The 13,410-nt window shown below is 58.5% G+C and carries 12 protein-coding genes; 8 read left to right on the plus strand and 4 right to left on the minus strand.

Features of this window, described 5'->3' with window-relative positions:
- The 4 genes from QMM04_RS16355 to argO all read left to right on the plus strand — a co-directional run.
- The coding region (locus QMM04_RS16355; RefSeq protein WP_282996547.1) for a phosphoglycerate kinase at positions 1–1,013 on the plus strand (1,013 nt) is incomplete at its 5' end.
- A gap of 104 nt (positions 1,014–1,117) precedes the next feature.
- Positions 1,118–2,197 carry a class II fructose-bisphosphate aldolase gene (fbaA, locus tag QMM04_RS16360; RefSeq protein ID WP_282996548.1) on the plus strand — a complete coding sequence of 360 codons (1,080 nt, stop codon included), beginning with the start codon at positions 1,118–1,120 and terminating at the stop codon, positions 2,195–2,197.
- A 188-nt stretch (positions 2,198–2,385) separates the two neighbouring features.
- Complete coding sequence (mscS, locus tag QMM04_RS16365) at positions 2,386–3,261, plus strand: small-conductance mechanosensitive channel MscS (protein WP_136546699.1); 876 nt, start codon at positions 2,386–2,388, stop codon at positions 3,259–3,261.
- A 129-nt stretch (positions 3,262–3,390) separates the two neighbouring features.
- The gene (gene argO / locus QMM04_RS16370; protein WP_088517202.1) at positions 3,391–4,014 is read left to right on the plus strand and encodes an arginine exporter ArgO; all 624 of its coding nucleotides are present in this window, start codon (positions 3,391–3,393) and stop codon (positions 4,012–4,014) included.
- Here argO and QMM04_RS16375 read toward each other — a convergent pair.
- Positions 3,993–6,272, minus strand: coding sequence for an FAD-dependent oxidoreductase (locus QMM04_RS16375; protein ID WP_282996549.1), 2,280 nt, complete (start codon positions 6,270–6,272; stop codon positions 3,993–3,995). The genes argO and QMM04_RS16375 overlap by 22 nt on opposite strands.
- Before the next feature lie 58 nt (positions 6,273–6,330).
- Here QMM04_RS16375 and QMM04_RS16380 point away from each other — a divergent pair, with 58 nt between their 5' ends.
- Positions 6,331–7,029: an IclR family transcriptional regulator gene (locus QMM04_RS16380; protein ID WP_021506653.1), complete on the plus strand. Its 699-nt coding sequence runs from the start codon at positions 6,331–6,333 to the stop codon at positions 7,027–7,029.
- On the opposite strand, the gene QMM04_RS16385 is transcribed toward QMM04_RS16380, so the two are convergent.
- Positions 7,016–8,323, minus strand: coding sequence for an MFS transporter (locus QMM04_RS16385; RefSeq protein ID WP_282996550.1), 1,308 nt, complete (start codon positions 8,321–8,323; stop codon positions 7,016–7,018). The two genes, QMM04_RS16380 and QMM04_RS16385, sit on opposite strands and share 14 nt — an antisense overlap.
- Positions 8,324–8,542: 219 nt before the next feature.
- Between QMM04_RS16385 and QMM04_RS16390 the strand changes: the two genes are divergently transcribed.
- On the plus strand, positions 8,543–9,274 hold the full coding sequence (locus QMM04_RS16390; RefSeq protein ID WP_021506655.1) for an oxidative stress defense protein: 732 nt from the start codon (positions 8,543–8,545) through the stop codon (positions 9,272–9,274).
- A gap of 115 nt (positions 9,275–9,389) precedes the next feature.
- Here QMM04_RS16390 and QMM04_RS16395 read toward each other — a convergent pair whose 3' ends face one another.
- Positions 9,390–10,295, minus strand: coding sequence for a LysR family transcriptional regulator ArgP (locus tag QMM04_RS16395; RefSeq protein WP_021506656.1), 906 nt, complete (start codon positions 10,293–10,295; stop codon positions 9,390–9,392).
- A 181-nt stretch (positions 10,296–10,476) separates the two neighbouring features.
- Here QMM04_RS16395 and rpiA point away from each other — a divergent pair, with 181 nt between their 5' ends.
- Both rpiA and serA read left to right on the plus strand, forming a co-directional pair.
- Positions 10,477–11,136, plus strand: a complete 660-nt coding sequence (gene rpiA / locus QMM04_RS16400; RefSeq protein WP_021506657.1) for a ribose-5-phosphate isomerase RpiA — start codon at positions 10,477–10,479, stop codon at positions 11,134–11,136.
- Between the two features lie 279 nt (positions 11,137–11,415).
- Complete coding sequence (gene serA, locus QMM04_RS16405; protein ID WP_058757100.1) at positions 11,416–12,654, plus strand: phosphoglycerate dehydrogenase; 1,239 nt, start codon at positions 11,416–11,418, stop codon at positions 12,652–12,654.
- A 30-nt stretch (positions 12,655–12,684) separates the two neighbouring features.
- Here the strand turns inward: serA and QMM04_RS16410 are convergent, their stop codons facing one another.
- Complete coding sequence (locus tag QMM04_RS16410) at positions 12,685–13,290, minus strand: 5-formyltetrahydrofolate cyclo-ligase (protein ID WP_282996551.1); 606 nt, start codon at positions 13,288–13,290, stop codon at positions 12,685–12,687.
- Between the last annotated feature and the right edge of the window lie 120 nt (positions 13,291–13,410).

Genomic DNA, 13,410 nt, shown 5'->3' on the forward strand with positions numbered 1-13,410 from the left:
GCGCGAAAGTGATGGTTACCTCTCACCTGGGTCGTCCGACCGAAGGTGAATACAACGAAGAGTTCTCGCTCCTGCCGGTTGTTAACTACCTGAAAGACAAACTGAACGGCACTAACGTGACCCTGGCGAAAGACTACCTCGACGGCGTTGAAGTGGGCGCGGGTGAACTGGTGGTGCTGGAAAACGTTCGCTTCAACAAAGGCGAGAAAAAAGACGACGAAACCCTGTCGAAGAAATATGCCGCGCTGTGTGACGTGTTCGTCATGGATGCATTCGGCACCGCGCACCGCGCGCAGGCATCCACTCACGGCGTGGGCAAATTCGCTCCTATCGCCTGCGCCGGTCCGCTGCTGTCTGCCGAACTGGAAGCGCTGGGCAAAGTGATGAGCAATCCACAGCGTCCGCTGGTCGCCGTGGTGGGTGGTTCTAAAGTGTCGACCAAATTCGACGTGCTGCAGTCGCTGGTGAAAATCGCTGATACCGTGATTGTCGGTGGCGGTATCGCTAACACCTTCGTGGCGATCGACAACAACGTCGGCAAATCGCTGTATGAGCCAGACTTCGTTGAGGCCGCTAAAGGCCTGCGCGACCAGTACGGCATTCCGGTACCGACCGATTCACGCGTCGGCACGGAATTCTCCGAAACTGCCCCGGCAACCGTGAAAAAGGTTTCCGAAGTAGCGGATAACGAAGAAATTATGGACTTCGGTGACGAAACCGCACAGAACATGGCGAAACTGCTGAAAGAGGCAAAAACCATTCTGTGGAACGGTCCGGTTGGCGTGTTTGAGTTCCCGAACTTCCGTAAGGGCACCGAAATCGTTGCCAACGCTATCGCAGACAGCGACGCGTTCTCTGTTGCCGGCGGCGGTGATACCCTGGCGGCTATCGACCTGTTCGGTATCGAGGACAAAATCTCCTACATCTCTACCGGTGGCGGTGCGTTCCTCGAGTTCGTGGAAGGCAAAAAACTGCCGGCAGTTGCCATGCTGGAAGAGCGCGCGAAGCAGTAATTTTTGGGGGCAGCGCTTCGGCGCTGTCTGAAGGCTTGCCCGCTGTGGGCGAACAGATCGCATTCCCATTGGGGAGTGGACGATAAACGAAACAGGACACAACCATGTCTAAAATTTTTGATTTCGTAAAACCCGGCGTTGTCACTGGTGATGACGTTCAGAAAGTTTTCCAAGTAGCGAAAGAAAACAAATTCGCTCTGCCTGCAGTTAACTGCGTCGGCACGGACTCCATCAACGCGGTACTGGAAGCTGCGGCCAAAGTTAAAGCGCCGGTCATCGTTCAGTTCTCCAATGGTGGTGCTGCCTTCATCGCCGGTAAAGGTTTCAAAACCGATAAGCCACAGGGCGCGGCAATCTTCGGCGCTATCGCCGGTGCGCACCATGTGCATCTGATGGCTGAACAGTACGGCGTGCCAGTGATTCTGCACACCGACCACTGCGCCAAGAAACTGCTGCCGTGGATCGACGGTCTGCTGGATGCCGGTGAAGAGCACTTCAAGAAAACCGGTAAGCCACTGTTCTCTTCTCACATGATTGACCTGTCTGAAGAGTCACTGCACGAAAACATCGAAATCTGCTCCAAATACCTGGCGCGCATGGCCAAAATGGACATGACCCTGGAAATCGAACTGGGTTGCACTGGCGGTGAAGAAGACGGCGTGGACAACAGCCACATGGACGCTTCTGCACTGTACACCCAGCCAGAAGACGTTGATTACGCTTACACCGAGCTGAGCAAAATCAGCCCGCGTTTCACCATCGCCGCTTCATTCGGTAACGTGCACGGCGTGTACAAGCCAGGCAACGTGAAACTGACCCCAACCATTCTGCGTGATTCGCAGAAATACGTTTCAGAAAAACACGGCCTGCCGCACAACGCGCTGGACTTCGTGTTCCACGGCGGTTCCGGTTCTTCTGCTGCAGAAATCGAAGAGTCTATCAGCTACGGCGTGATCAAGATGAACATCGATACCGATACCCAGTGGGCAACCTGGGACGGCATCCTGCAGTACTACAAAACCAACGAAGCGTACCTGCAGGGTCAGCTTGGCAACCCGAACGGCGCTGACAGCCCGAACAAAAAATACTACGACCCACGCGTCTGGCTGCGTGCGGCACAATCTTCCATGGTTGTGCGCTTAGAGCAGGCTTTCAAAGAGCTTAACGCTGTCGACGTACTGTAATTTTTGCTTACCGTACAAAAAAGGCCCGAAAGGGCCTTTTTTTATGCGTCCCGTCTGGAAATCCCGGTTTATACAGCACATTTTTGGCGCTTCGCCCCATTATTGTTTACCCTTGTACTCGGGAGTGTCGGATTGAATCTGGCAGTTTTTGTACTTTCCTGCGGGAAACTCAACAACAGGGCTAACAAATGGAAGATCTTAACGTCGTTGACGGCATTAACAATGCAGGTGGCTGGCTGGTGCGCAACCAGGCGCTGATCCTCAGCTATGCGGTGAACATCGTGGCGGCTATCGCCATCATTATTGTCGGGATGATTATCGCGCGCGTGGTATCGAACGGCGTCAATCGCCTGCTGGTCGCGCGTCATATTGATGCCACCGTGGCTGATTTCCTCTCGGCGCTGGTGCGCTACGGTATCATTGCCTTCACGATTATTGCCGCGCTGGGCCGCGTCGGTGTGCAGACCGCCTCGGTGATTGCCGTGCTCGGTGCTGCCGGTCTGGCCGTCGGTCTGGCACTGCAGGGATCGCTCTCCAACCTGGCGGCAGGCGTACTGCTGGTGACCTTCCGTCCATTCCGCACCGGTGAGTTCGTCGATCTCGGTGGCGTGATGGGGACCGTACAGAATGTACAGATCTTCTCGACCACGCTGAAAACCGCTGACGGCAAAATTGTGGTAGTGCCAAACGGCAAAATCATCGCCGGCAACATCGTCAACTTCTCGCGCGAGCCGATGCGTCGCAACGAGTTCATTATTGGCGTCGCCTACGATGCGGATGTCGATCAGGTGATCGCACTGCTGCGTGACGTGGTGGAAGCGGACGAGCGCGTGCTGAAAGATATGGGTATCCAGATTGGCCTGAACGAACTGGCGGCCTCGTCGCTGAACTTTGTGGTGCGCTGCTGGAGCAAAAGCGGTGATCTGCAGAACGTCTACTGGGATCTGATGAAGAACTTCAAGCGCACGCTGGATGCGCACGGTATCGGTATTCCTTATCCGCAGATGGACGTGCACCTGCATCAGGTGCAGAGCGAGGCGCAGCAGCCTGCGCGCAGCGAGTAAGTTATCTGGGCACCTGCGGGTGCCCTTGTTTTATCAGCTACGCTAATGACCGATTAATTCTTTCCATTTCTGCTAATATCCCCTCCTCACTATACTGCACAGCAACACCACTTTTTCAGGAACTCCTCTGTGTTATCTGTTTACTTACAAGGGCTTGCCCTTGGTGCTGCGCTGATCCTGCCGTTAGGCCCGCAGAACGCCTTCGTATTGAACCAGGGCATTAAGCGCCACTACCATTTGATGACCGCGTCGTTGTGCACACTGAGCGACATTGCGCTGATCTGTGGCGGAATATTTGGCGGCAGCGCGCTGTTGCAGCAGTCGCCGGTTCTGCTGATGCTGATCACCTGGGCTGGCGTGGCGTTTCTGCTGTGGTACGGCTGGGGCGCGCTGCGCAGTGCCTGGCAGGGCGATGTCACGCTGGCGTCAGAGGCGGCGCTGAAGCAGGGGCGCTGGCGCATTGTCGCCACTATGCTGGCGGTGACCTGGCTCAATCCGCATGTCTATCTCGACACCTTCGTGGTGCTCGGCAGCCTCGGCAGTCAGCTGCCGTCGGCGGAGGCGCGCCGCTGGTTCGCTTTCGGCACCGCCAGCGCCTCGCTGCTGTGGTTTTTCGGTCTGGCGCTGCTGGCCGCCTGGCTGTCGCCGCGCCTGCGCACCGTGCGCGCGCAGCGCATCATTAATCTGCTGGTGGGCGGCGTGATGTGGTTTATCGCCGTGCAGCTGGCGCGTCAGGGCATCGCCGGCTGGTGATGCACATGCAGGCCGTAAAGCGCGGGCAGGGCGCCTGCGCTGGCCAGCAGCTCCAGCCGAATCTGGCGGAACGCGGTATCCGGGGGCAGCGCATGATGGCACAGCGAGTGATGATTATCGCTGACCTCGGCCAGCAGCCTGTCATCCAGCCACAGGCGATAATGGGTGGTACAGTGCGGCGTCACCGCCTGCGCATGGCCCATCTGCACCGTTTCCATCGCATGATCGAAATCGTTATCGAACAGCAACGTAATCTGGCTGGCGCGCTGCGCGTCCGGCCACTGCCAGCACACCCACGGCTGGCGATCGTCCGCCGCCGGCAGCCAGCCGTTGGTGTGGCTTTCCGGCCGCAGTTTACCGTTGAGCAAATAGTCGCAGTGCCACAGCCGCAGCGGTGTTGTCAGACTAAACGCGATCAGGATCTGATTGGGCGCGCGGCGCGGTAGCCAGAAATCAAACTCATCCACGCCGTAATCGCCGTCGTTTATCTGCCGGGTGCGTTTCGCGACGCGCGGATTGAGACTGTTAAATACCATCATAATGCCCGGCAGGCGCTGGCGGGTGAGCGCCACTTCAACCGCCGGATTTTCTTCAAAGGCGATAAACAGGTAGCGATCGCACTCCGCACGGTAGTCAAACGGCAGCGAATGCGCCTCTTCAGCGTCAATCTGCAGGCTGTGCGTGGCCAGCAGCCGATCGCCGCAGGTGTTGGCCGGATTGTCGCTGGTCAGCAGTGAAACCTGCAGCGTCTGCGCGGATGACGCCCGCAGCCGCACCGTCAGCGCGGGCAGGCGTTCCCCGGCTTTAAGCGGCAGCAGCAGGGCGCAGCGTGAGGTCAGGGCGTGCCAGCCGCCATCCGCCGGCAGGGCGTGCAGCGCGAAGGTGCTGCTGGCGCTGACCTGAGCGGCACCGGCCGGATGCGCCAGCTGCTGACGCGGAATGAACGCGCCGTGGCGCAGCAGCTGTTGCTGCAGCTGACCAATATGCTCCGGCTGCGCCAGCTGACGCGGTGTCTGGTTGTGCTGCTGACACAGCGCCGCCGCGCGGCCCACCACTTCGCCCAGCACGCCACAGGTGCACATCACGCGCGCGCTGCCAAAGGCAACGTGCGTGGCAGAGATAAGCCGACCGGTCAGCAGCAGATTATCCAGCGACTGGCTGTACAGCGCCCGAAACGGAATGGTGTAAGTGCCTTTGCTGTGGAACTGGCGGCAGCCATCGTGAGCGCTGTACACGCCGTCGGCCGGATGCAGGTCAATCGACCAGCCGCCGTAGGCCACCGCATCGTAGTGGTCGCGCTGCGCGATGATATCCTGCTGACACAGCAGAGTATCGCCGAGAAAGCGTCGGCTCTCGCGCTTGCCGGGAATCAGCCCAACCCATTCAATGGTCAGCGTGTCGGCATCGGCAAACTCGCCGGAGTTTTTGATGTAATCCCACACGCCCCAGACAATCTTCCACAGCTCCCACTTGATGGTTTCGCTTTCATGCACGGTATCCAGCCGGCCGCCCCACTCAAGCCACCACAGATCGCAGCCGTTGAGATCGGAGCTCAGGCGTTTATAGCGCGGAATGGCGGTGATCTCTTTCAGCGCAAAGGAGGGCGGTACAAAGCGCACCGGCTGCGCGCTGCGTTTGGTATAAAAATAAATTGAGTGGCCGAGCTTGTGACCAAACTGCTCGCCCGGCGCCATTTTTTCGCCAAACTCCTGCGGTGATTCTGCGCCCACACGGTGCGCTGCCCCGGCCAGATAGCCGAGCACGCCGTCGCCGCTGGCATCAATAAACTGGTCGGCCGTCACGCGATAGCGGGTCTGATTGATGGCGTTGAAAGCCTGAACCGCCTGCAGGCGCTGTGCGGATTTTTCGATGTCGCTGACTACGGTATTGAGCAGCAGCGTCAGGCGCGGCTGCGCCTGCACGATGTCCAGCAGCACCATGTCAAACAGCACCGGGTTGCCCTCTTTGTTGCGCCACAGGTTTTCCTCCATGATCTCGCCCATGATGCCGCCTTCACGCGCCCAGCGGTTGTTATTACCCATATGCGACGTCGCGCCGTTGGCCCACAGCCGTACTTCGCTGGAGGCGTTGCCGCCGGGGACCGGGCGATCCTGAATCAGCACCACCTGCTGGCCCGCGCGTGCCGCAGCCAGCGCGGCGCACACGCCCGCCAGACCGCCACCGGCGACCAGCACATCGGCGTGTAATGACTGCAATGGAAAGGCACGCGTGGCCTGAGAAGAGAAAGTTTGCATCATGAGGTTACTCCCGCCTGAAGGCTGCTAAGATTGAATTTTTACCGTCACAAGGTGATTTATGTCTTCGCAACCCAACCAGAGCCTGATTGACGGAATTCGCTGCCTGCAATATCTGGTCTCCAGTGACAAAGCGGTCGGCGGCCGTGAACTGGCGCGCCAGATGGGGATGAACAGCACGCGGGTAAACCGTCTGCTGATGACCATGGCGTCCATCGGCCTGACGATTCAGGATGAACACCGGCGCTATCTGCCGGGCCCGGGCATTCATGCGCTGGCGGCGCAGGCCATTCGTGGATCGTCGCTGTTTGCTTCGGCACTGCCGCAGCTGGAGGCGCACGCGCCGCGCGATATCGTGGTGGCGCTTGGTGTACTGTGGGAGGATCAGGTCATCTACATCTGGCACTCGGAGCCCGGCGAGCGCACCAGTACCAGCCAGGCGCTGGCCGGATTCCGCATGCTGCCCGCGTGGCAGTCGGTGATTGGCGTCGCGCTGCTGGCGGCGGAGAGTGACGAGGTGCTGCGGCCACGCTTCAGTGACGAACAGTGGGCGCAGATTGCGCCGCTGCTGGCGCGCAAACGCACCGGGGATTATCTGGTGTGGCATCGCGAGGACGGCGAAATCAGTATGGCGCAGCCGATCAATAACAACCGTGCGGCGCTGGCCTTCGCCAAAATCTGGCAGGCCGATGAAGCCCAGCTGGCGCAGCGTCTGCAACAGCTGCACGCGCTGGCGAAACGGCTCATCAGCGCGCGCTGACATGGTCAATTTTTCCTACTACAAACAGATAGCTGCAGATGCCAATAGCGGCCAGCACGGCGATAAAGGCCAGCGCCGGCGCGAAGTTGCTGCCGTCAATCAAAGCACCGATGGCGATCGGCACCACGATGGATGACAGCGCGCCGGTAAAGTTAAACACGCCGCCGGCCAGACCGATCAGATGGCGCGGCGCCAGCGCGGTAACAAACACCCAGGTGATGGTCGCCAGGCCATTACCAAAAAACGCCAGCGACATAAACAGAATGATCAGCCGTGAATCTTCGGTGTAGTTGGCACCCAGAATGAACAGCGTCAGGAACAGGCCGAGGATCACCGGCAGCTTGCGCGCCACGCTGGCTGACACGCCGCGCCGGATCATGCGATCAGAGGCAAAGCCAGCCAGCAGCACACCACAAAACGCCGCGAAGTAGGGCAGCGACGCCACATAGCCGCTCTTGATAAAGTCCATGTGGCGATACTCCACCAGATAGGTAGGAAACCAGGTGAGGAAAAACCAGAAGGTGGCGGAGATGGTGAACTGGCCAATATAGATGCCGACCAGCTTGCGGCTGCGAAACATCTGCGCCAGATCGGCCCAGCGTGCGCGCGGCGGCTGGCTGTCCTGACGATTTTCCAGCAGTGCGCCGTTGTCACGCAGATAGTTAAGTTCAGCCTCTGATACGCCTTTATGCTGGTGCGGCTCGCGATACAGCAGATACCACACCAGCGCCCAAATCATGCCCGCCACGCCGGTAATCAGAAACAGCCCGCGCCAGCCAAACGCAGCCTGCACATGAAACAGCAGCGGCGTCATACAGGCGAGGCCAACAAACTGTGCGGACGAGTAGATGCCAATTGCACTGGCGCGCTCCTGCTCGGGGAACCAGCTGGAAATCACCCGATTGTTAGCCGGCATCACTGGCGCCTCGAAGGCACCCACGCCGAGGCGCAGACCGAACAGCGCGCTAAAGCTGCTGGCAAAAGCGTGCAGCGCGGTGATTAGCGACCAGGCAAACAGCCCCGCGCCGTATACCAGCCGCGCGCCGAGACGATCGATCAGGAATCCACCGGGAATCTGCAGCGCCGCATAGATCCAGCCGAACGCCGAGAAGATCAGCCCCATCTCCAGCGGCGTGAAGCGCAGTTCACCGGCCATCTGCGTGGCGGCCACCGACAGGTTGGTGCGATCCATGTAGTTAATGATGATGTTGATAAACACCAGGGCCAGCATCATAAAGCGTGTGCGTCCGGCTCGCACGCTGACCGCGCTTTGGCTAAGTGGCTGTTCTGTCATAATACAACTCTCCCGAGGGGCAGAAGTGTTTCTTTAATAGAAACGCAGGCGGCGCTTTTCAGCGAATCTGTAGCGATAAATTTGCGATCGCGGATACGTTAAACCTGAGCAAAGCCGAACTTTTTGCTAATTTCAAACTCAGACCATCACGCATAGTAATGTGTTTTGGGTTTCGCCATAGTGGCGACCTGCAAATTGAACCCTTCAAGGAGGACTTTCGTGAAACTGAAAGCACTGGCGCTGGCCGCCGTAATGAGCACGGGCGCACTGTCCGGTCTGGTCCAGGCGGGAGAAGTGCCGAACGGACCGCACGTGGTGACATCAGGACAGGCCAGCGTGGATGCCCGTCCGGATATGGCGACGCTCTCCATCGTGGTGAATGTTTCGTCGAAAGACGCGGCGGATGCAAAAAAACAGGCTGACGACCGCGTGGCGCAATATTTTGATTTCCTGCAAAAGAACGGCATCGAGAAGAAAGATATTGATGCGGCTAATCTCAGCACCCAGCCGGAGTATGACTACACCAAAGAGGGTAAATCGGTGCTGAAAGGCTACCGTGCGGTGCGTCAGGTGGAAGTGACGCTGCGCCAGCTGGACAAGCTGAATGAGCTGCTGGACGGCGCGCTGAAGTCGGGCCTGAATGAGATTCGTTCTGTTGAGCTGGGCGTGGCTAACGCAGACAGCTACAAAGATCAGGCGCGTAAAGCGGCGATTGCCAATGCCACACAGCAGGCGAGCGCCCTGGCGGAAGGCTTCAATGCCAAACTGGGCTCGGTGTACAGCATTCGCTATCACGTGGCTAACTACCAGCCGATGCCGATGGCGCGCATGTACAAAGCGGCCGGTGCCGCAGCGGACACCACCGCGCAGCAGACCTACGAGCAGCAGAGCATCCATTTTGACGATCAGGTGGATGTGGTATTCGAAATCAAACCGAATACGGCGCAGTAAGTTAGCCTGTAAAATTGTAGCGGCGCGATTCATCGCGCTCTCCAGCAGCAGAACCGCTGTTAAAACGCGCGATGAATCGCGCCGCTACGACTGTTGTGCGCTAATCTGAACGGCGCTAAGCCGCAACTTCATCCTGGCGCAATACGCGGTGGCCGTGGGCAATCAGCGCATCGGTCACGCTGCGCATCAGGCGACTTTCCGGCGCGAAACGGTGCCAGTACAGCATCCGGCGCTGATACAGACCCGGCGTCAAATCAACCAGCTCTCCCTGCGCCAGCTCGCGCTCAATCTGCAGGTGCGGAATCATACAGCACACCGATCCCTGTCGCGCCAGCTGCACAAAAGCCTCTGATGAGTTCACGATGTGGCACGGCACGCTGCCCGGCGATAAATCAAAGTTCTGCTGCAAAAAGGCCTGATGCATGTCGTCGAGGTGATCAAACGCCACCGCCGGGGCTTTCAGCAGCGCCGAGCGCGTCACGCCATTGGGGAAATAGCGCGCGGCAAACTCCGGCGAGGCGCAGAACAGATAGTCCAGCGCACCCAGCTGATCCACCAGGCAACTTGGCAACGGCTGCGGCTGGATACTCACCGCGCCGACCACTTCACCGCGCCGTAAACGCTCCTGCGTACGGGTTTCATCTTCCACCTGCAGATTCAGGCGCACCGGCGAGTCGGCCAGCACATCTTTCAGCGCCGGCAGCAGCCAGGTCGCAAGACTGTCGGCGTTCACCGCCAGCGACAGCAGCAGCGGCGTGGTGCCACCGTTATCATCGCCCAGCCACTCCTCTTCCAGCAGCTCCACCTGATGCAGCAGCGCCAGCAATTTTTGTCCCTGCTCGGTCGGTCGCGGCGGCACGGTACGCACCAGCAGTGGCTGACCAAATAAATTTTCCAGCTGTTTAATGCGCTGCGACACCGCAGACTGCGTGATGCACAGCTTCTGGGCGGCACGCTCAAAGCCGCGTTCGCGAATCACAGCATCCAGCGCCTGAAGCGTTCGATAATCCGGGCGTTTCATTGTTGTTCTCTCTCGTTCAGGATGGAAAGTACTATGCCACAAAACTGTCATATTGTGCTGCGGCGCTTTTTTGCGGGCTGGCTTCCAAAGGCTTAAATCGATGCGTTAACAGCCGCGCATTTTTACGACGCCTTGTTTTATACTACGCGCACTTCGATGTCGCACAGGTTTTAAACATACCATGACCCAGGATGAACTGAAAAAAGCGGTAGGTTGGGCAGCGCTGCAGTATGTGCAGCCAGGCACCATTGTTGGCGTAGGCACCGGTTCAACGGCGGCGCACTTTATTGACGCGCTTGGGACGATCAGGGATCAGATCGAGGGCGCGGTTTCCAGTTCGGAAGCCTCAACCGAAAAGCTCAAATCGCTGGGCATTCCGGTGTTCGATCTCAACAACGTGGATGCGCTGTCGGTGTATGTCGACGGGGCTGATGAGATCAATCCACAGATGCAGATGATCAAGGGCGGCGGCGCAGCGCTGACGCGCGAGAAAATTGTCGCGGCGGTGGCGCAGAAATTTATCTGCATCGCGGATGCGTCCAAACAGGTCGATGTGCTGGGCAACTTCCCGCTTCCGGTGGAGGTGATTCCGATGGCGCGCGCTTATGTGGCGCGGGAGCTGGTGAAGCTGGGCGGCCTGCCGGAGTATCGTCAGCACGTGGTTACGGATAACGGCAACATTATTCTCGACGTACATAATCTGCGCATCCTTGACCCGATTGCGCTGGAAAAAACCATCAATGCGCTGCCGGGCGTCGTCACCGTGGGGCTGTTTGCCGCACGCGGAGCGGATATTGCGCTGATTGGCACGCCGGACGGCGTGAAAACCATCACCAATTGATCTCACCGGCGCGCCGCCAGCGCCGGTTATTTCCATTCGCAAAACATCTTTTCTTGCTGCAGTGAAATTTGGTGACTTATGTCACAAATGATTCATCAACAGCAGGTTCGTACTTTGCGCTCTCGTCATCTCACGATTTTGTGTGGATTTGTGTTGTCTGCACGTGGGCGCGTGCTGGCGTGCAGGCAATCGTTTGTATTGCCGCGCCGGAAAATTTTGATATTTTGACAGAAGGCTACCTTATGGTAGTCCTCGTTGAATTCTGAATAGGGTCGGGAAATGGCAAAGGTATCACTGGAAAAAGACAAGATTAAGTTCCTGCTGGTGGAAGGCGTTCACCAGAGTGCGCTGGATAATCTGCGCGCCGCAGGTTACACCAACATCGAGTTCCACAAAGGCGCTCTGGATGCTGAGACGCTGAAGTCCTCCATCCGCGATGCCCACTTCATTGGTATCCGTTCCCGTACCCAACTGACTGAAGAGATCTTCGCGGCAGCTGAAAAGCTGGTGGCGGTTGGCTGCTTCTGTATTGGTACTAACCAGGTTGACCTCAGCGCGGCAGCGAAACGCGGCGTGCCGGTGTTCAACGCCCCGTTCTCCAATACCCGTTCGGTCGCGGAACTGGTGATCGGCGAAATGCTGCTGATGCTGCGCGGCATTCCGGAAGCCAACGCCAAAGCCCACCGCGGTATCTGGAATAAAATCGCCACCGGCTCGTACGAAGCGCGTGGTAAGAAGCTGGGGATCATTGGCTACGGCCATATCGGGATGCAGCTCGGCGTGCTGGCGGAAAGCCTCGGCATGCACGTATTTTTCTACGATATCGAAAACAAGCTGCCGCTGGGCAATGCCACCCAGGTGCGCCATCTCTCTGACCTGCTAAACATGAGTGATGTGGTCAGCCTGCACGTGCCGGAAACGCCGTCCACGCAGAACATGATTGGCAGCGAAGAGCTGGCGCTGATGAAGCCTGGTGCGCTGCTGATCAACGCCGCGCGCGGTACCGTGATCGACATCCCGGCGCTGTGTAATGCGCTGGCCAGCAAACACCTCGCCGGTGCCGCCATCGACGTCTTCCCGGTTGAACCTGCAACCAACAGCGATCCGTTCAACTCGCCGCTGTGCGAATTCGACAACGTGATCCTGACGCCGCACATCGGCGGATCAACGCAGGAAGCGCAGGAGAACATCGGTCTGGAAGTGTCTGGCAAGCTGGCCAAGTACTCTGACAACGGCTCGACGCTCTCTGCAGTTAACTTTCCGGAAGTCTCGCTGCCGATGCACGCTGCCAGCGCCAGCCGCCTGCTGCACATCCATGAAAACCGCCCGGGCGTGCTGACCGCCATCAACCAGATCTTTGCCGAGCAGGGCATCAACATTGCCGCTCAGTATCTGCAAACCTCGCCAGTGATGGGTTATGTGGTTATCGATATTGATGCCGAAGAAGATGTGGCCGAGAAAGCGCTGCAGCTGATGAAGGCGATTCCAGGCACCATTCGCGCCCGTCTGCTGTACTGACAGTGCAGGGCGCCGCTGGGCGCCCTGTCTTTATCTCGCCAGCGTTTCCCACTGCCACAGCTTTGACGGCGTGAGAATCGCCGGCAATGGCACATCCCAGGCCGCCACCGGCAGCGCATCGACGCGCTGGCAGTCGTGCGCAATACCCAGCGGTAAAAAACCATGCTGCTGCCAATGCTGTAGCGTGCGATCGTAAAAACCCCCGCCCATGCCTAAGCGTTGTCCCTGCGCGTCAAATGCCACCAGCGGTACCAGCATCACATCCAGCTGATCGAGTGTCGCCAGCTGCGTAATATCCAGCGGTGGCTCAGGGATGCGCAGCTTGTTAGGCCGCAACGGGGTTTCTGGCGTGTAGCGCAAAAAAAGCAGGTGACCAGGCGCAAACGGGTGCAGCACCGGCAGAAAGACCTGCTTCTTTTGCTGCCACAGTTTGGCAATCAGCGGTCGGGTATTGATTTCGCCATCGACGGAAAGAAACAGCGCGATGCGTTGTGCGCTGGCCAGCGGGGCAAAATTGATGGCATGTTCAGCCAGCAGATCGGCGGCCTCAACCTGTTGCTCAGGCGTAAGATTGCGGCGCAGATGGCGCACATGCTGACGAATATCCTGACGGTCGAGAAGAGAAGGTGCTGGCATGATGTCCCCGGCTGATAAGGCTGTTGATAGCCACATTATCACACCGGGAATAACAGGGTGGAACTAAGAGGAGATCTCCGAGATGCCGCCGCAGGCTGTAACCCTTGAACCCTTGGTTCA

Origin of the sequence: Pantoea sp. Pa-EAmG (genome assembly GCF_030024295.1) — a bacterium.
Taxonomy (GTDB): domain Bacteria; phylum Pseudomonadota; class Gammaproteobacteria; order Enterobacterales; family Enterobacteriaceae; genus Pantoea; species Pantoea dispersa.

Coding starts and splice junctions, on each gene's coding strand:
- fbaA (WP_282996548.1), top strand. CDS start 1,118: ATGTCTAAAATTTTTGATTTCGTAAAACCCGGCGTTGTCACTGGTGAT.
- mscS (WP_136546699.1), top strand. CDS start 2,386: ATGGAAGATCTTAACGTCGTTGACGGCATTAACAATGCAGGTGGCTGG.
- QMM04_RS16375 (WP_282996549.1), bottom strand. CDS start 6,272: ATGATGCAAACTTTCTCTTCTCAGGCCACGCGTGCCTTTCCATTGCAG.
- QMM04_RS16380 (WP_021506653.1), top strand. CDS start 6,331: ATGTCTTCGCAACCCAACCAGAGCCTGATTGACGGAATTCGCTGCCTG.
- QMM04_RS16385 (WP_282996550.1), bottom strand. CDS start 8,323: ATGACAGAACAGCCACTTAGCCAAAGCGCGGTCAGCGTGCGAGCCGGA.
- QMM04_RS16395 (WP_021506656.1), bottom strand. CDS start 10,295: ATGAAACGCCCGGATTATCGAACGCTTCAGGCGCTGGATGCTGTGATT.
- rpiA (WP_021506657.1), top strand. CDS start 10,477: ATGACCCAGGATGAACTGAAAAAAGCGGTAGGTTGGGCAGCGCTGCAG.
- serA (WP_058757100.1), top strand. CDS start 11,416: ATGGCAAAGGTATCACTGGAAAAAGACAAGATTAAGTTCCTGCTGGTG.
- QMM04_RS16410 (WP_282996551.1), bottom strand. CDS start 13,290: ATGCCAGCACCTTCTCTTCTCGACCGTCAGGATATTCGTCAGCATGTG.